Source organism: Jiangella endophytica (genome assembly GCF_003427025.1).
Classification (GTDB): Bacteria; Actinomycetota; Actinomycetes; order Jiangellales; family Jiangellaceae; genus Jiangella; species Jiangella endophytica.
In genome coordinates, this window is sequence record NZ_QVAI01000019.1 from 17,055 (window position 1) to 34,315 (window position 17,261).

Annotated in this window: 16 protein-coding genes; 9 read left to right on the forward strand and 7 right to left on the reverse strand. The window is 73.0% G+C overall.

The features are described from left to right. Positions 1-57 precede the first annotated feature (57 nt). The 3 genes from DZA62_RS28660 to DZA62_RS28670 all read right to left on the reverse strand — a co-directional run bounded on the left by DZA62_RS28660 (position 58) and on the right by DZA62_RS28670 (position 3,835). Complete coding sequence (locus DZA62_RS28660) at positions 58-1,854, reverse strand: metallophosphoesterase family protein (protein WP_116952379.1); 1,797 nt, start codon at positions 1,852-1,854, stop codon at positions 58-60. A gap of 11 nt (positions 1,855-1,865) precedes the next feature. After that, the gene (locus DZA62_RS28665) at positions 1,866-2,903 is read right to left on the reverse strand and encodes an endonuclease/exonuclease/phosphatase family protein (protein ID WP_116952380.1); all 1,038 of its coding nucleotides are present in this window, start codon (positions 2,901-2,903) and stop codon (positions 1,866-1,868) included. 164 nt (positions 2,904-3,067) lie between these two features. After that, positions 3,068-3,835 (reverse strand): GntR family transcriptional regulator, encoded by a 768-nt coding sequence (locus tag DZA62_RS28670; protein WP_116952381.1) that lies wholly within the window; start codon positions 3,833-3,835, stop codon positions 3,068-3,070. A 146-nt stretch (positions 3,836-3,981) separates the two neighbouring features. On the opposite strand from DZA62_RS28670, the gene DZA62_RS28675 reads away from it, so the two are divergent. The 7 genes from DZA62_RS28675 to DZA62_RS28705 all read left to right on the forward strand — a co-directional run bounded on the left by DZA62_RS28675 (position 3,982) and on the right by DZA62_RS28705 (position 10,908). Further along, positions 3,982-5,274 (forward strand): ABC transporter substrate-binding protein, encoded by a 1,293-nt coding sequence (locus DZA62_RS28675; RefSeq protein WP_116952382.1) that lies wholly within the window; start codon positions 3,982-3,984, stop codon positions 5,272-5,274. Further along, positions 5,271-6,215 carry a carbohydrate ABC transporter permease gene (locus DZA62_RS28680; RefSeq protein ID WP_198664303.1) on the forward strand — a complete coding sequence of 315 codons (945 nt, stop codon included), beginning with the start codon at positions 5,271-5,273 and terminating at the stop codon, positions 6,213-6,215. Before DZA62_RS28675 ends, DZA62_RS28680 begins: the two co-directional genes overlap by 4 nt. Further along, entirely contained in the window at positions 6,212-7,108 is an 897-nt protein-coding gene (locus DZA62_RS28685; RefSeq protein ID WP_198664304.1) for a carbohydrate ABC transporter permease, read from the forward strand. The genes DZA62_RS28680 and DZA62_RS28685 overlap by 4 nt, the downstream gene beginning before the upstream one ends. Continuing rightward, a complete protein-coding gene (locus tag DZA62_RS28690; protein WP_116952383.1) occupies positions 7,105-8,055 on the forward strand; it encodes an N-acetylglucosamine kinase in 951 nt (316 codons plus the stop codon). Before DZA62_RS28685 ends, DZA62_RS28690 begins: the two co-directional genes overlap by 4 nt. Further along, complete coding sequence (locus DZA62_RS28695; protein WP_157987968.1) at positions 8,052-9,263, forward strand: hypothetical protein; 1,212 nt, start codon at positions 8,052-8,054, stop codon at positions 9,261-9,263. The genes DZA62_RS28690 and DZA62_RS28695 overlap by 4 nt, the downstream gene beginning before the upstream one ends. Further along, positions 9,260-10,009 (forward strand): sugar isomerase domain-containing protein, encoded by a 750-nt coding sequence (locus DZA62_RS28700; RefSeq protein ID WP_198664305.1) that lies wholly within the window; start codon positions 9,260-9,262, stop codon positions 10,007-10,009. The genes DZA62_RS28695 and DZA62_RS28700 overlap by 4 nt, the downstream gene beginning before the upstream one ends. 155 nt (positions 10,010-10,164) lie before the next feature. Further along, entirely contained in the window at positions 10,165-10,908 is a 744-nt protein-coding gene (locus DZA62_RS28705; protein ID WP_116952385.1) for a M50 family metallopeptidase, read from the forward strand. A gap of 132 nt (positions 10,909-11,040) precedes the next feature. Here the strand turns inward: DZA62_RS28705 and DZA62_RS28710 are convergent, their stop codons facing one another. Genes DZA62_RS28710 through DZA62_RS28725 form a run of 4 tightly spaced genes read right to left on the reverse strand, consistent with a single transcriptional unit; the run spans position 11,041 to position 14,626 of the window. Next, positions 11,041-12,333, reverse strand: coding sequence for a hypothetical protein (locus tag DZA62_RS28710; RefSeq protein ID WP_116952386.1), 1,293 nt, complete (start codon positions 12,331-12,333; stop codon positions 11,041-11,043). Beyond that, the gene (locus DZA62_RS28715; protein ID WP_157987969.1) at positions 12,330-12,962 is read right to left on the reverse strand and encodes an ABC transporter ATP-binding protein; all 633 of its coding nucleotides are present in this window, start codon (positions 12,960-12,962) and stop codon (positions 12,330-12,332) included. Before DZA62_RS28715 ends, DZA62_RS28710 begins: the two co-directional genes overlap by 4 nt. Continuing rightward, on the reverse strand, positions 12,910-13,452 hold the full coding sequence (locus DZA62_RS28720; RefSeq protein WP_157987970.1) for a GNAT family N-acetyltransferase: 543 nt from the start codon (positions 13,450-13,452) through the stop codon (positions 12,910-12,912). Before DZA62_RS28720 ends, DZA62_RS28715 begins: the two co-directional genes overlap by 53 nt. Before the next feature lie 34 nt (positions 13,453-13,486). Next, on the reverse strand, positions 13,487-14,626 hold the full coding sequence (locus tag DZA62_RS28725) for a mandelate racemase/muconate lactonizing enzyme family protein (protein ID WP_116952389.1): 1,140 nt from the start codon (positions 14,624-14,626) through the stop codon (positions 13,487-13,489). A 175-nt stretch (positions 14,627-14,801) separates the two neighbouring features. On the opposite strand from DZA62_RS28725, the gene DZA62_RS28730 reads away from it, so the two are divergent. Beyond that, positions 14,802-15,794, forward strand: a complete 993-nt coding sequence (locus DZA62_RS28730; RefSeq protein WP_116952390.1) for a LacI family DNA-binding transcriptional regulator — start codon at positions 14,802-14,804, stop codon at positions 15,792-15,794. A 69-nt stretch (positions 15,795-15,863) separates the two neighbouring features. Beyond that, the gene (locus tag DZA62_RS28735; RefSeq protein WP_116952391.1) at positions 15,864-17,255 is read left to right on the forward strand and encodes an ABC transporter substrate-binding protein; all 1,392 of its coding nucleotides are present in this window, start codon (positions 15,864-15,866) and stop codon (positions 17,253-17,255) included. The last annotated feature ends 6 nt before the right edge of the window (positions 17,256-17,261 follow it).

Here is a 17,261-nt window from a genome sequence, read left to right on the forward strand (position 1 = left end):
TGGCTATGACGTATTGACCCGCCGCGGTGCCCAGAGCGAACACCGCGGCGATCGTGGTCAGTCGAGGGGCCGGCCGTCGGGACCGATGTCGATGACGATCTCGTCGCCGTAGGTGCGCCGCTCGGTCCGCGTCACCGTCAGCTCGTCGTCGAGGACGGGGAACAGGTGGACCGGCGTGAGGGTGATCCGGGCGATCCGGCCGTCGTCGCCGCGGACCCGCTCGACGTCGATCTCCAGGTGGCCGTAGTGCTTGCCGCCCGCCTGGAGCCGCGGGGCGCCGTCGCGGACGACCCACTGCTCGGTCTCGCTCTGGTCGGCGGTCCACCGGCTGAACGCGTTGTAGCGCAGCGGCGGGGTGTCCAGCGTCGTGCCCTCGCGACGCACGCCGCGCAGGCCGTCGCCGGCCACGCCGACGTCGTAGTAGTGCACGCCGGTGCCGTCGCCGTCCTCGTCGACGAAGCTGCGCTCGAACATCTCGCTGTGCCCGGAGATGACCGCCGCGACGCCGTACTCCTCGAACAGCGGGTGGTACACCCGCATCGGCGTGCCGCCCTGGCCGGACGTGAGCGCGTGGTTCATCGGCAGTCCGTGCTCGCCGGAGCTGTACGGGACGTGGTGGAACTGGACGAGGACGATCTGCCCGGCCGCCCGCGCGTCGGCGAGCTGCCGCTCCGCCCAGGTCCACTGCACGCTGCCGGGGCCGAAGTCGGACAGGTCGGTGCCGCCGGCCGCCTCGTACTGCTCGCGGGTGAAGTTCTCCTGCGTGTCGGTGCCCGGCCCGGTGTACTCGCGGCCGGTCAACTTGTCCTCGGCCGGGTGGTTCGCCGCGAGGTCGTCCGGCTGCCCGTTGTTGCTGTCCAGCGTGAGGACGGTGACCGGACCGTAGTCGACCCGGTAGTAGTTGTCCTGGTGCTCCGGGGTGCCGTTGGCGGGCGCGTCGAAGTAGGCGTGGAACTTCGCCCGCGACCGCACGACCGGGCTGCGGTCGTCCGGCGTGCCGTATCCGCCGTTGAGCGCGCCGAAGCTCTCCCAGTTCCCGAACGCGGGCAGGATCGGCACCGACGTCAGCAGGTCACCGCCGTCGCCGGCGGTGCTGCGGAAGAACTCGTCCCAGCCGGGCTGGTAGCCGCCGCCCTGGACGAGGTCGCCGGTGAACAGCACGGCGTCGGGCGAGCGCTGCTCGATGGCGGCGAGGTTGCGGCGCAGCCCTTCGTCCTCGGTGAGCGGGTAGCGCAGCACTCGGGTGCCGGACAGCGTCGTCGTCCCGTGCACCTGGTCCCAGGCCGACCCCGCCTCGGCCGACGGACGGCCGGCGGCGCCCGCGCCGGGTGCCCACTCGCGCTTCTGCACCCGGCCCAGCGGCTCGGTCTCGGAGTCCGACAGCGCGATCAGCCGGACCTGCCGCCAGTCGTCGGCGGTGGGCGCCGTCTCGAACCGGCCGCGGAACGTCGAGCCGCCCTGCTCGACGGTGTACGTGTACCGGGTGCCCGGCCGCAGCCCGCCGACCAGCTCGGTGTGCTTGTAGTTCTCCTCGCCGAGCAGCCACGAGCCCGGCTCCAGCCCCGGGATCCGCTGCGCCCGCTCGGCGGCGGTGTAGGCCAGCTCCGGCTGCGGTGTCCCGCCGACGTCGACGGTCAGGCTGCCGCGGATGCCGGGGCCGCGGACGGTGAGCCGTCCGGGCTCGTCGGTCTCGGTGAACCAGGTGATGCGGATGCCTTCGCTGCTGGGACTCTGCAGGTAGGGCAGGACGCGGAAGTCGTCGTGCGCCCCCGTCCCGCCGGCCGGCGCCGCCGCGCCGGCCAGCAGGACCAGGGTCGTGACGCCCGCGGCCAGAAGTCGTCCGCTCTGCCGCATGGTCGCTCCTCTCAGTGCTTCAACGTGACGTCGCCGACGACGATGCGGTGGTCGGAGAACGGCGTCGAGATCACTCGGCCGGACTCCGGGCCGACCACGAAGTGCCGGGTGTCGACGAAGATATAGTCGATCTTCCGGTTGCTCTCGTACGGCTTGTCGTAGACGTCCGGACGGCCTTCCGCGCCCATCGTCCACTCGCCCTGCCGGTGCGGGCAGGCCTCGGTGCCGAGGTTGAACCGGCGGATCACCGGCCAGCGCGGGTCGCGGCCGTCGACCTCCTCGAAGACGCCCCTGCCGCCGCAGCGGCGGTAGAAGAAGTCCAGCGACGGCAGGAACGGCAGCTCGTTGAGGTCGCCCATCAGCGCGACGGGCAGCTCGTCCGCCATCGGCGTGATCGCCTCGGCGATGACCTTCGCCTGTGCGTAGTTGATCGACCGTCCGTAGAGCGGGTCGTCGGCGATGTCCGGGTCGTTCGGGAACGACGTCTCGTTGATCAGCGGCAGCGGCACCTCGGTGTGCGTGACGCAGGCGCGGACGACGGTCGCGCCGGGGATGTCGACGTCGCCGCAGACCAGCTTCCGGTACCGCTGCCGGTAGTGGTACCCGAGGTCGAGGTACGGGGTGTCGCCGAACATGACCTCGTCGGAGTCGTACTTGCTGAACAGGCCCATCACGTACCAGCCGCCGGGGTTGACGACCGGGTCGTAGCAGTTGGGGATGTTGTAGTTGGTGACGACGACGTGCTCGGTCAGGCCCTCGTACCCGGGCTCGGCCTTCAGCTGGTCGCGCATCGCGACCCACTGCGTGTAACACATCTCGTTGAGGCCGACGATCTCCGCCTGCTCGTCGACGACCTTCCGCACCGCGTCGGTCACCGGGGCGCCGGTGCTGCCGCCGTTGAACCCGTTGCCGGCGAAGTTGAAGTCGAGCATGCGGACGTTCGTCTCCTGCTGCCTCGCGGCCGCCGGCGCCTCCGTGGCCGTGGCCGCGATCGGGGCGACCAGGGCTGCGCAGGCAGTTGCCGCCAGCGCTACGAGCGTGATCCTCACTCCGCCTCCAGGGGTCTCGATTCCTGTCTAGACCGGTATTTTCGGCGGAGCGTAACAGGCGGTGAAGGAGTTGACCAGAGGTCCGGGAGCGGGCGGGCGGGAACTCGCGGCGCGATCGGCGGCGCCGATCCGAGGACGTGCGGGCGAGCTCGCTCGCCGGCCGCTCAGCTGCCGGCGGGGCGGCTGACGTGCATCTGGATGGCGTAGCGGTCGCCGCGGTAGAGGGAGCGGCCGAACTCGACGACGTTGCCCATGTTGTCGACCGACACGCGCTCGATGAGGAACGCGGGGTCGTACTCCGGGACCTCCAGCCGCTTGGCCTCGGCCGGGCTGAGCCGCGCGATCGACACGGTCTGCTCGGCCGACTCCAGTCGCACGCCGAACGCCCTGGCCAGCACGTCGTACAGCGACTCGTCCCGGTTCATCACCGCGAGCAGGTTGCCGAACCGGGCGGCCGACAGGTTGGTCCGCTCCAGCGCCATGGGGGTGCCGTCGGCGGTGCGGATGCGCTCGATGGAGTGCACCGGCGCGCCGGTCTCGACGCCCAGCCGGTCGGCGATGTCGCGGGTCGCGGGGCGGGTCCGGGCCCGGTAGCTGCGCGAACCGGGGTTCATGCCGCGGTTGCGCATGTCCTGACTGAACGACCGGAAGATCTCGGAGTGCGTCAGCGTCGGCCGCTGCACGAACGTTCCGCGCCCGGAGACCCGGCGGACCAGCCCGCGTGCCTCCAGGTCGTTGATGGCGCCGCGCACGGTCATGCGGGCCACCCCGAACCGCTCGGCCAGCACGCGCTCGGACGGCAGCAGCGACCCGTCGCGCGAGCGTTGCACCAGCGACGCCAGCACGTCCTTGATGTGTGCGCCCTTCGCGCGGTCTCCGGTCGTGAACACGTCCGGCGCGACGTCGTTCGGCTCATGTCGCGGCCTTGGCACGGTGCGGCTCCCTTGCTCGACCAGGTTGACGTCATCCTACGGACCGCTTCCTCCGGCGCAGGTGGACGCGCCGGGGATTGACAGCGGTATAGACCGGTATTACGGTCTGCGTCTCACAGTCTCACCCATCCGACCAGGAGACCCACATGATCGGCAGACGATGCGGCGCGCTCGCCATCCTCGGGACGCTGACGCTCGGCCTCGTGGCATGCAGTCCCAGTGCGTCGGAGGGCGACTCCGGCACGACGGGGGACGGCGACGAGGTCACGCTGGAGGTCTGGGGGTGGCGGCAGGAGGACGTCGCCGCCTACGAGAAGATCTTCCAGCTGTACGAGGACGCGAACCCGGGCGTGACCGTCGAGTACGTCCCGTACAAGGCCGACGAGTACGACACCATCCTGCGCACCGGTCTCGGTGACGCCAGCGGGCCGGACGTCGCGCAGCTGCGGTCGTACGGCCTGCTCCAGCCGCTGGTCGCCGCGGACAGCCTGGTCCCGCTGGACGACGAGGTCGACGCGCTGGCCGACTTCCCCGACTCGGTGATGGACGGCGCCCGCGGCGTCGCCGACGGCCAGGTCTACGGCGTGCCGTTCGCCTTGCAGACGCTGCACGTCATCTACAACCAGGCGATCTTCGACGAGCACGGCATCACGGCACCGCAGACGTGGGACGACATGATCGCGGCGTTCGGCACGTTGCAGTCGGCCGGCGTCACGCCGCTGGCGGCGACCGTCGCCGACACCTGGATGCTGCCGATCCAGCACGAGATCTTCGGCGCGAGCACGTACGGCGGCTACGACTATCTCGACCAGATGCTCGCCGGCGCCGCCGGCTTCACCGACCAGCCGTGGCTCGACTCGCTGACCACCTGGCAGAGCACCAGCGAGTTCTGGGCGCCGCAGTACCAGGGCGTGACGTACGCCGACGCGCAGGCGTTGTTCACGTCCGGCCAGGCGGCGATGTTCCCGGGCGGCATCTGGGAGCTGGCCGTGTTCGCGCAGGCCAACCCCGACCTCGAGCTGGGCATCTTCAACGTCCCGCCGCCGCCCGGCGCGGCCGTCCAGGAGACGCTCGTGCCCGGCTACGTCGACGGCTCGTTCGGCGTGTCGGCGGCGTCGCCGGACCAGGAGGCGGCGCTGGACCTCGTGCGGTGGATGGCCGGCGAGGAGTTCGGGCAGGCGTTCACCGACGAGCTGCGCCAGATCAGCGCGGTGCCCGGCATCGAGCCGGCCGACGAGCTGCTCGCCCAGGCGCTCGAGGCGCATCTGGCCAACCCGAGCCCGTACGTCACCTACGCGTACTTCTCCAGCGACCAGCCGACGGCGTGGGACCTCGCCTCGGAGGCCCTGTCCGACTTCGTCCTCGGCGGCGCCACCGCCGAGGAGGCCGCGGGCCACATCCAGCAGGGCGTCGACCAGTGGTTCGAGCCGCAGTCGTGACGTCCGGGCCACGGCGGCCGGCGCGGGCCTCTCGGTACCGCGCCGGCCGCACGGGCCTGGGCTGGATCGCCGGGTTCACGCTGCCAGCGCTGACGCTGTACGGCCTGCTCATCGTGGTCCCGCTGGTGACCGCGTTCTACTACGGCTTCTTCCACTGGGAGGGCACCCAGCGGGCCGGCTTCGCGGGCCTGGGCAACTACCAGGAGGTGCTGACCCGCTACCCGCTGGGCGACGAGATCCCGGTCGCGCTCTGGCACAACGTGCTGTTCTTCGTCGGGACGATGGCGATCCAGAACACCGTCGGCCTGGGCCTGGCGGTGCTGCTGTACCGCAACCCGCGGTTCAAGCGCTTCTTCCAGACGGTCTTCTCGCTGCCGTACCTGATCAGCCCGCTGATCGTCGGCTACCTGTGGTCGCTGCTGCTGAGCCCGTCGTTCGGGCCGGTCAACTACGTGCTGCAGTCGGTCGGGCTGGACTCGTGGGCGCGGCCGTGGCTCGGCGACCCCGGCACCGCGCTGCCGGTGCTGATCCTCGTCAACGCGTGGCAGTGGATCGGCGGCCCGATGCTGATCTTCCTGGCCGCGCTCGGCGGGATCCCGCGGGAACTGGAGGAGGCCGCGGCGCTGGACGGCGCCTCGTCGGCGCGCGCGTTCTGGAGCGTCCGCTTCCCGCTGCTGAGGCCGGCCGTCGGTGTGATCACGGTGCTCACCTTCATCGGCTGCTTCAACATCTTCGACCTGGTCTACGCGCTGGGCGGCTCCGACGGCGGCCCCGGAGGCGCGATGGACGTGCTCGGCCTGCTCTACTACCGCACCGCGTTCGAGGGCGGCACCAACGCGATCGGGGAGTCGTCGGCGCTGGCCATGATGATCTTCGTGCTGATCTTCGGCGTCGCGATCGTGCTCGAGCGGTTCCTGCGCCGCCGGGAGGTGACCTCGTGACGTCGACGCTGTCTCCCGCGAAACGGCGCTCGCGGCCGGAGCCGGCGCGGCCGGGGCCGCGGGCGGCGCAGCCGGGCGGCGGCCTGCGCCGGGCCGGCGTCCAGCTGCTGCTGTGGCTCTACGCCGCGCTCGCGTTCGGCCCGCTGGTGCTGGTGCTGATCGGCTCGTTCCGATCGAACGCCGACATCCTGCGCCAGCCGGTCGGGCTGCCGACGTCGCTGGGCCTGGAGAACTACCAGCGGGCGTGGGAGACCGCGTCGCTGGGAACGTACTTCGTGAACTCGCTGTTCGTCACGGTCGCGTCGGTGACGCTGTGCGTCACGGTGTCGGCGATGGCCGCCTACGCGTTGTCGCGCTGGCGGTTCCGCGGCCGGGCGGTGCTGGCCGCGCTGTTCATCTCCGGGCTGATGATCCCGGCGAAGCTGGGGCTGCTGCCGGTCTTCTACATGTACCAGTCGCTGGGGCTGATCGACAGCCGCCTCGGCCTGGTGCTGCTCTACGCGGCCAGCGGCATCCCGTTCTCCGTCTTCGTCATCATGGGCTTCATGCGCGGGCTCCCGACGGAACTGGAGGAGGCGGCCCGGCTCGACGGCGCCAACGAGGGGCGGATGTTCGTCTCGATCGTGGTGCCGCTCATGCGGCCGGCGCTCGCCGTCGTCACCGTGTTCCAGTTCGCGCCGACGTGGAACGACTTCTTCTACCCGCTGGTGCTCATGCGCAGCGACGAGAAGTACACGGTGCCGGTCGGGCTGACCCGGTTCTTCGGCGAGTTCGCGGCCGACCGGGCGACGCTGTTCGCCGGGCTGGTCATCGCGCTGGTGCCGCTGGCGATCGTGTTCGCGCTGGCGACGAAGCACATCATCACCGGGCTCACGGCGGGGATGTCGCGGTGACGGACACCTTCATCAGCATCGACGGGGGGAAGTCGGCGCTCCGGCTGCTCGCGGTGACCGGCGACCGGCGCCGGACCGGGATCGGCCCGGGCATGAGCTACCGGCCGGGCGAGGACGGCGTCGAGCGCACGGCGGACGCCGTCCGCGCCGCGGCCGCCGGGGTCGACCTGCCGGAGCGCGTGGCCGGCGTGATCGCCGGGCTGACGGCGGTGCCCGGCGACGCCGGCCCGCGGCGGGAGCTGGCGCGGCGGCTGGGCGAGCTGTTCGGCGGCCCGGCGCTGGTCGCCGAGGACGTGCACCTGGCGCACGCCGGGGCGCTGGCCGGACCGGGCACCGTGCTGTGCATCGGCACCGGCACGAACGTCCTGACCATGGGCGCCGGCGGCACGTACCGCACGGTCGAGGGCTGGGGCCCGGCGCTCGGCGACCGCGGCAGCGGGTACGCGATCGGCCTGGCCGGGCTGCGGGCGGCGACCGCGGCGCTCGACGGCGTCGGCCCGCCGACCGCGCTCACCGAGCCGTTCCCGGACGCCGTGGGCGGCGCCGGCCTGGCCGCGCTGCAGCGCTTCTACCGCGACCCGGAGCTGGTCGCGCGGATCGCCGGTTTCGCGCCGGTCGTCGTCGAGGCGGCCGAGCACGACGCCGTCGCGCTGGCGATCTGCCGCACGGCGGTGGACGACCTGGTCGCGCTCGCGGCGTCGGTCGCCGGCCGGCAACCCGACGCGGGCCCGCGGGTCTCCTGGTCCGGCCGGCTGCTCGACGCCGGCGAGCCGCTGCGGCGGAGGCTGGGCGACGGGCTGCGCGAGCGCGGGCTGGAGCTGGTCGCGCCGGCCGGCTCGTCGCTGGACGGCGGCCTGCGGCTGCTGCGCGGCGAGGCGCCGTACGCGGGGGTGCTGGAGCGCCTGCGCGAGCACGGATACCCAGGACGGACGGGGGACGACGGGTGAGGATCGGGCACGGGGCAGTGCTGCTCGACGTGCTGCCGGGGGAGCCGATGGGCGGCTATGCCGACCGGGCGCACGGCGTCGGTGGCGTGCTGGACCCGCTGGAGGTCCACGCCGTGACGTTCGCCGCCGGCGGGCACCGGTTCGCGCTGGTCGTGGCCGACCTGATCTGCGTGAACGCCGACATCGCGGTACGGATCCGGGTCGCGCTGCGCGAGCTGGGGATCGACTCGTGCTGGGTCGCCGCCACGCACACGCACGCGAGCCCGGAGGCCGGCTGCACACCGGGCGGCGAGGCGACCCCGCCGGACGTCGGACGGCGGTTGCTCGCGGCCGCCGCCGGCGCGGCGAAGGCGGCCGTCGCGGACGAACGTGAGGCCACGCTGACCAGCACGCGGGCGCACGTCGCGGGTCTCGCCGGCCGGCGTACCGCCGGCGATTCGGAACGGCTCGACGTCCCCGTCGACGCGCTGGTGGTCTCGACCGCGCAGGGCATCGCCGGCGTCGTCACCGTCTCGCCGGTGCACCCCACCGTGCTGCCCGCCGGCAACAGCGACGTCAGCGCCGACCTGACCGGGGCGATCCGCCGGGCCCTCGCGGCGCCGGGGCGATGGGTGGTCGCGGCGACCGGCGCCGCCGGCGACATCAGCACCCGGCACACGCGCCGCGGCCGCGGCACCGCGGAGCTGGACCGGCTCGCGGGCCTGGTGGCCGGCGACCTGCGGCTCGAGCCGGCCCGCGAGTCCGGCCCGGACGCGGTCCGGCCCCCGGTGTCGCACCCGGTGCGGCTGGCGCCGAAGACCGCGGCGGAGGTGACCGCGGCGACCCGGGCGAGTGCCGCGGACGCCGTCGACGCGCGCACCCGGCAGGTGTTCGAGCAGGGCCGGCGCATCGCCCGGGACCTCGCGGCCCGCCGCCGTGGTGAGCCGTACGACGTCGACCTCCAGGCGGTCCGGCTCGGCGGCGTGACACTGGTGGCGATCCCCGGTGAGCTGTTCCTGGAGCTGGGCGAGGCGATCCGCGCGGGCGCCGGGCCGGACGTCGTCGTCCTCGGCTACGCCAACGGCTACCTCGGCTACCTGCCCAGCCTGAGCACGTCGCCCACGTACGAGACGCTGGTCAGCCCGGTCCGGCCGGGCAGCGGCGAGCAGGTCGTCGACGCCGCCGTCGAGGTGGCGCGGTCCGTCATACACGGTGAGGAGAACACGTGATCGCATCGGAGTACGCCGCCCGGGCCGCCGGGCTGGTCGAGCACGTCGTCGAGACGCAGCTGCCCGCGTTGCGGGAGGCCGCGTCGATGGTGGCGGCCTCGATCGCCGGCGGCGGCGTGCTGCAGGCGTTCGGGACCGGCCACTCGCGCATCGTCACGCTCGAGCTGGCCGGCCGGGCGGGCGGGCTGGTGCCCGTCGGCATGCTCGCCGTGAAGGACCTGGTGATGTTCGGGGGCGAGGATCCCGCAGCGATCCTCGACCCGACCTACGAGCGCGAGTCCGGTCTGGCCGGCCGGATTTACGCGCTGGCCCGGCCGCGGCCCCAGGACGTGTTCCTCATCGTGTCGAACTCCGGCATCAACGCGGCCGTCGTCGAGATGGCGCACCTGGTGCGCGATCGCGGGCACGGGTTGGTGGCCATCACGTCGCTGGCGCACACCCGGTCGGCGGCGGCCCGGAGCACGGACGGGCCGCGCCTCGCCGATCTGGCCGACGTCGTGATCGACAACGGCGCACCGGAGGGCGATGCCGCCATCGAGCTGACGCCGGGAGTGCGGATCGGCGCGGTGTCGTCGCTGACCGGGGTGCTGGCGGCGCAGATCCTCACCGAGCTGGTCTGCCGGGAGCTGCTGGAGCTGGGGGAACGGCCGCCGGTCTACCTCTCCGCCAACCTGGCGGCGGGCGACGAGCACAACCGAATGATCCTGGAGCGCTACCACGAGCGGGTGCGCCCGATCGAGCCCTAGGAGAGGTCGTAGGCGCGACGCCGCACCACCGGGGGCCGCCGGGCCGGACGAGCGGGCCGCACCGGCGCGCTCCGGGCGGCGCTGCCGGCCTTCCGGCCGCAGGTCTGCCACGGGTTCGACGACCTCTGGGAGGGCGTGGGTAGGGTCGGGCGGTGATGGCAGAGGCGAGTGGCGGGATGACCGGCGGCGTGCGTGACTGGTTCGCGAACGTGCGGGTCGACGAGACGCTGGCGACCATGCCGCCGTCCGTCGTGCTGGGGTTCGCACTGGCCGGCGTCGTGCTGGCGGTGTACGGGCCGGCCTGGCGGCTGGCCGGCTACCCGGTCACGATCGTGCACGAGCTGGGTCACGTCGTCGCCGCGCTGACCGCCGGGTTCCGGCTGCGTGGCGTCACGGTGCGCGGCGACCTGTCCGGCGCGACGAACTTCTGGTCGCACAGCACGGCGGGAACACTCTGGACGACGTGGTGGGGCTACCCGGCGCCGGCCGTCGTCGGGTGGGCGCTGGTGTGGGCGGCGGCGCACGGGTGGGCCCGGCTGGCGCTGGGCATCCTGGTGGCCTGCCTCGCGCTGGTGTTCCTCCTGTCGCGCAGCTGGCTGACGGTGGCCGTCGTGCTCACGACGGGGGCCGCGTTCGGGCTGGTCGGCTGGTACGGGTCGGCATGGCTGTGCACGGTGGTCGTCTACGCGTTCGCGTGGCTGCTGACGGTGGGCGCGGTGCGCGGCCTGTGGGCCGTCGTCCGGGCGCACACCAGCGGCCGCGGCGTCCAGCAGTCCGACGCCTACCTCATGGGCCGCCGGTCGGTGGTGCCCGGCGGCATCTGGCTGTTCACGTTCGCCGTCGTCATCGGGGCCTGCGCCTGGTTCAACGTCGACGCCGTGATCACCGCGCTGGACTAGCACCAGGCACCGCTGAGTCGGGCCATCATGAGGCGTTCTGGTGCATCACGAGGCATGCATGCCTGGTAGAGCGGGAGAACGCCTGGTGTTGTACGCATCCCGAACCGGAGCGGAGAGCCTCAATCGGACGAACTACTTCTCGCCGAGTCCGTCCGCGAGCAGGATCGTGAGCAGGACGACGTCCGGTCCGGCGGCGACCTTGTTGAGCGACTGCACCGACACGGCGCCCATCGGGGTCGAGACCAGCGTGAGGCCGGCGACGGGCCGCCGTGCGGACCGCCGCCGTAGCAGGATCGCGACCGGTAGCGTCGCGAGCGCCACTCCCGCGACCGGCGGCAGCGAGAACCCGGCGACGGCGGTGGCGGCGAGGACGAGGCCCACGACGACGCACGGCGCGGCCAGCGCGGCCGCCGCCTCGTGCGTGCCGATGCCCCAGACGCGCGGCAGCTGCTCGGTGGCGAGCCAGGCCTCCGCGGCCCGCGCCGTCGTCATGACGAGGGCGAACTGTGCCAGCGCCACGACCACGACGGCCGGGGTGGCGCCGAGGACGTCGTAGGTGGCGAAGGCGAGCGGCACCGCGAGGACGCCGATGGCCGCCACCGGCCGGGCGCTGCGCAGCAGAGCCACCGCGCCCAGCGCGAGCGGTCGCGGCAGGCGGTACACCGCGGCCGGAACCGGCCGCCTGCGCGACTTCTGGTCGCGCTGCCGGGCCAGGCGCACGACCTCGCCCTCCATGAGGGTGAAGCCGGCGCTCACCGCCCAGCGGTGCCGGGCGCCACGCTGCAGCTGCCAGCGCGGCGTCAGCTCGGCGGTCACTCCGCGCCGGCTGCGGGCACCGCGCCTGACGGCGCTGCCGAGGGCGCCGCCACCGGCGATCGCCCCGGCGGCCGCCACCCCGGCCGGTCCCCAGGCCTCCCCGGCCGCGACGACCACCCCGGCCGCGCCGGCCGCGAACGCCGTCCACCGGGCCGGCCCGTCCAGGTCGCGGCGCTGCAGGTGCATCGTCACGAGGACCAGGACGACGAGCGCCACCCAGACGGCCAGCGCCGGGACGACGGAGGGCAGCCCGACGGAGGCGAGCGCGAGGCCGGCCACGACGGCGACGACGGTCGCGAGCGCGGCCGACACCAGCAGGACCTGGACCGCCGCGCGGCGCAGCAGCCGCGCCGGGTGCTCGCGCCCGATCAGCCAGTGCAGGCGTGCCGCGGGGACGGCGAGCGGACCGGCGAAGTACCAGCCGGCGATCCAGGCGCCGACGACGAAGCACAGCAGCGACGCGGCGACCCAGCCGGGGGAGTGCCCGCGGTCCTCGGCCCGGGCCAGGACCTGCGGGACGCCGCCGGCGCCGACGGCGTACAGCACCATGGCGGTGAGGGCGGCGCCGATGGCGAGCTCGTACCAGCCGGTGGCGGTGCGTGGCCTCACGTCCGGCCCGACCGGGTCAGGTCGAGGACGGGGCAGCCGAGGCGGTCGACGAGGCCGGCGGCGTGACTGGACAGCAGGATGCAGCGATCGGGCGTCGCCATCGACACCAGTTCGTCGGCGAGCAGGTCGATGCCGTCGGCGTCGAGGTGCTGTTCGGGCTCGTCCAGCAGCAGGACCCGCCACGGCCGCACCCGGGCGGCCGCCAGCGCCGCCCGGCGCCGCTGGCCCGCGCTCAGCGACTCCGGCAGCCGGTCGCGCTGGCCGGCCACGCCGAAGCGCTCCAGCGCAGCGTCGACCGCCTCGGCGCCACGGTCGCCGGACATGAGGACGAGGTGGTCGGCCACGGTGAGGTCCGGCAGCCACGTGAAGTCGTCGAGGATGCCGAACACCTGGCGCCAGTGCGCCGCCGACGACGGGTCCGACCGCACGCCGCCGACGGCGATGGCCCCGGCGTCGAGTGGCGCGGCGCCGGCCAGGCACTCCAGCAGGGTCGACTTGCCCGCGCCGTTGGGGCCGACCAACGCGACGACGCCGCCGCCCGGGACGTCGAACGTGAGGTCGTCGACGACCACCAGCTCACCGTAGGTCTTGCGCAGCCCGGCGGCGCTCAGCACCGGAGCCGGGCTCATGCGGGCGCCAACCCGAGCTCCCATCGTGTCGACGGCCCGAGGCGCGGATGCTCGGTCTCACCGGCCGGCTGGAAGCCGGCGCGGACGAGCGCGGCCGCCGACGCGTCGTTGCCGCGGGCGGTGACGGCCCGGACCGTGGTGACCGGCTGCGACCGGAGCCAGCCGACCACGTGCGGATGGCGTCGATCATCAGGCCGCGGCCGCGGCCGTCGGGGGCGAGGAAGTAGGAGATCTCTGCGGTGTCGCCGGTGATCTCGGCGGCGAGGTTGCCGACCAGGCGGTGGTGCTCGTCCTCGATGGCGAACGCCGCGGTCGAGTCGCTCGCGTGTGCGGCCTCGATGGCCGCGACGACCTCGGCGACCGTGAGGTCGGCCCGTTCGGTGGTGAAGGCGAGGACCTGGTCGTCGCGGGCCGCGACGTACCAGGCGGCGTCGTCGGCGCGCCACGGCCGCAGAGTCGTCCGTTCGCCCGTCACCGCGCCGATCTCCACGTCACGATCCTGCCAGAGCCATGGCGCCCCCGGCTCACCAGTTCGTGTAGGCGCCGTCCGGGGTGCGCAGGTGCGGCCGTTCGGCCGGGGTGGCGCGCAGCTCACGGGCCGCCGCGCGGTCGATGTCGACGCCGAGGCCGGGCGCCTCGCTGCGCTCCACCCAGCCGGGGCGCACCGTCGGGCGGACGGTGAACAGCGCGGCCGTGGCCGGCTCCGGCGCCACCTGGTGCTCCTGGACGCCGACGTTCGGGCAGGCCAGGTTGAGGTGCAACGACGCGGCGGCCGTGACCGGGCCGAGCGGGTTGTGGGTGGCCAGCTTGACGTAGTGCGTCTCGGCCAGCGCGGCGATCTTCTTCGCCTCCGTCAGCCCGGCCGCCACCGCGACGTCGACCCGCGCGTAGTCGATGAGGTCGCGCTCGATCAGCCGCTGGAACTCCCACTTCGAGCCGTACACCTCGCCGGTGGCCAGCGGCACCCCGGTGCGCAGGCGCAGCATCTCGTAGCTGTCCAGCGACTCCGCCCGCAGCGGGTCCTCGACGAAGTACGGCCGGGTCGCCTCGATCTCGCGGCACAGCGTGACCGCCTCCGGCGGGTCCAGCCGGGTGTGGACGTCGAGGATCAGCTCGATCTCATCACCCAGCGCCTCGCGGGCGGCGTGCATCATGGCGATCGACGCGCGCATGCTGGCCCGCTGGTCCAGGACGCCGTCGTCGTGCGGCGCGGCGAAGCGCAGGTGCCGCCAGCCCTCCTCGACCAGTTGCCGGCACCGGTCGAGGAACGCCGGCAACTCCCGGTACTGGTCGCCGACGTGGACGTAGCACGGCACGGCGTCGCGGACCTGCCCGCCGAGCAGCTCGTACACCGGGACGCCGAGCGCCTTGCCGCGGATGTCCCACAGCGCGACGTCGATGGCGGCGATCGCGGCGGAGAGGAACCGGTCGGACGGGAAGAAGCCGCGCCGGAACATGACCTGCCACAGGTGCTCGATGCGGGTGGGGTCCTCGCCGACGATCAGCTCCGCCAGGTGCTCGATGCCGCCTGCGACAGCACCCTGCCGGGTCCGGATGCCGACCTCGCCCAGGCCGTGGATGCCCTCGTCGGTGTCGACCACGACCAGCATCATGCTGTCGCCGTGGTCGGGGAGGGTGAGCACTTCGCACCCGGTGATCTTCATGGGCTACGGCGTCCCTTCGCTGCTGTGAAAACGATCCCGCAAATCACTCATCGCGGCGGTCAGTACCGTAGCGTACGTCCGAGTTCACTGCATAGATACCTCTTGACACACATCAGAAACGTTTGCAATGCTGCCGCCGCGTCATCAGTCCACCGCAGTGTCGAGGAGGAGCCACATGGCCGTCACGATCGGCTCGGTCGCCAAGGCCGCCGGGGTGTCCGTCTCGACCGTGTCCCGCGCGCTGAACACACCGGACCTCGTCAACGCCGCCACCCGGCAGCGGGTCGTGGCCGCCGCCGAACGCCTGGGCTACACGCCCAACCCGGCGGCGCGGTCGCTGCGTGAAGGTCGCACCGAGTCGCTCGGGCTGCTGATCCCCGATATCACCAACCCGTTCTTCCCGCCGATCTTCAAGGCGATGCAGGAGCGGGCGAAGCGGCAGGGCTACACCCTCCTGGTCGCCGACAGCGACGAGCGCGAGGCGGACGAGCTCGAGACCATCGCCGCGGTGTCGAAGAAGGTGGACGGCCTCGTCCTCTGGGCGTCGATGCTGCCGGAGAACCGGCTCGCCGAGCTGGCCGAGCGGATGCCCGTCGTGCTGGTCAACCGCCAGGTCCCGGGCGTCAGCGAGGTGCACGTCTCGCTCACCGACGGCATCGCCCAGGCCACCGAGCACCTCAAGGCGTACGGCCACCAGCGGTGCGTCTTCGTCGACGGCAACGGCAACCGGCCCGACCAGTCGCGGTCGAAGTCGATCCGCGAGGCGTTCGACGCGCACGGCATGTCGCTGGTCGAGATCGGCCCGTACGAGCCCCGGTTCGAGACCGGGGTGCACGCCGCGCCGCTCGTCCTCGCCCACCAGGCGACCGCGGTGCTGGCGCACAACGACCTCGTCGCGATGGGCGTGCTGCACCAGCTCGCCGCACTCGGCGCCTCGGTGCCCGGCGACATCAGCGTGGTCGGCATCGACGACACGTTGCTGGCGTCGGTGTCCACGCCGTCCCTGACCACCATCCGCATCGACCCGGACGAGATCGCCAGCCGCGCGGTCGACCTGTTGATCGGCCTGGTCCACGAACGTCCGCCTGCCACGCCGGTGGTCCAGATCGGGTCGCGGCTGATACCCCGCGGCACGACCGGGCCGGTCCGGCGCGATCCGCAGCAGTAGCCGCCGACGCATCGTCGGCACCCTCCACCTCCAGGTACGAGGAAGTCCTTGGGAGCGCACATGACATCCATGGCCACACCACGCCTGTCGCGCGTCGCCGCGCTGCTGCTCAGCGGCATCGCCGGCGCCGGCCTGCTGACCGCCTGCGGCAGCGACGACAACGCCGGCGGGAGCGGCGGCGACGGCGGCACCGTCACCATCCGCGTCCAGGGCCTGCCGCCGGGCACCGACCAGGCCGGGCAGGACCAGTTCAACGCGAAGATCGCCGAGTTCGAGGAGCAGAACCCGGACATCACGATCGAGGCGTCCACCAACGAGTACGACCCGCAGACGTTCTCCGCGCTGCTGGCCGGCGGTGGCGTCGAGGACGTCATCCGGGTCCCGCTGACCGAGCCGCAGGGCCTGATCCAGCGTGGGCAGGTGCAGCCGATCACGCAATACCTCGACGAGTGGGAGCACGCCGACGAGATCAACCCGCAGGTGCTGGAGCCGATCTCCGACGCCGACGGCGAGGTCTACGGCATCCCGCGCTCGCCGTTCGCGCTGGGCCTGGTCTACAACCGGGCGCTGTTCGAGCAGGCCGGCCTCGACCCCGACGCCCCGCCGGCGACGTGGGACGACGTCCGTACGGCCGCGCAGGCGATCAGCGCCGCCACCGGTGCGGCCGGCTTCGTGCACGAGTCCAAGGACGGCACCGGCGGCTGGCAGCTGACCATGCTGGCGTACGCGCACGGCGGCGACCTCGAGAAGCCCGACGGCGACACCTACGTCGCGGACTTCCAGAACGACGCCGTCCGCGACTCGCTGGAACTGCTGCGCGAGATGCGCTGGACCGACCAGTCGATGGGCGAGACGCAGCTGCTCAACCAGGACGACGTCATCCGCCAGTTCGCCGCCGGGCAGGTCGGCATGTTCATGGGCACGCCGGGCACCTACCGGGTGGCCAAGCAGAACTTCGGCATGGAGGAGACCGCGAACTACGGCGTCACGTCGATGCCGCAGGCCGGCGGCGACGCCACGATGAGCGGCGGCGAGATCTTCATGGTCCCGGCGTCGGTGCCGGAGGACCGTGCCGCGGCCGCGGTGAAGTGGATGGTGTTCTACTACGCCGAGCCGCAGTACGACCCGGAGACCGCGGCCGCCGAGGCCGAGGCGCTGGCGCAGGACCCGGCCGCCGCCGTCGGCGTCCCGGTGCTGCCGATGTTCGACGACGCGCAGCAGCAGCTGATCAACGATGCCATCGCGCCGTTCGTGAACGTCGAGCTGGAGAACTTCCAGCCGTACCTGACCGGCACGCCGGAGCTGGAGCTGAAGCCGGAGCCGCCGCTCAACGCGCAGGCGCTCTACCAGGTGCTCGACCCGGTCGTGCAGGCCGTGCTGACCGACGCCGACGCCGACATCGACGCGCTGCTGGCGTCGGCCGAGGACGAGGCCAACCGCCAGCTCGCGGCCGCACAGTAATCCGGA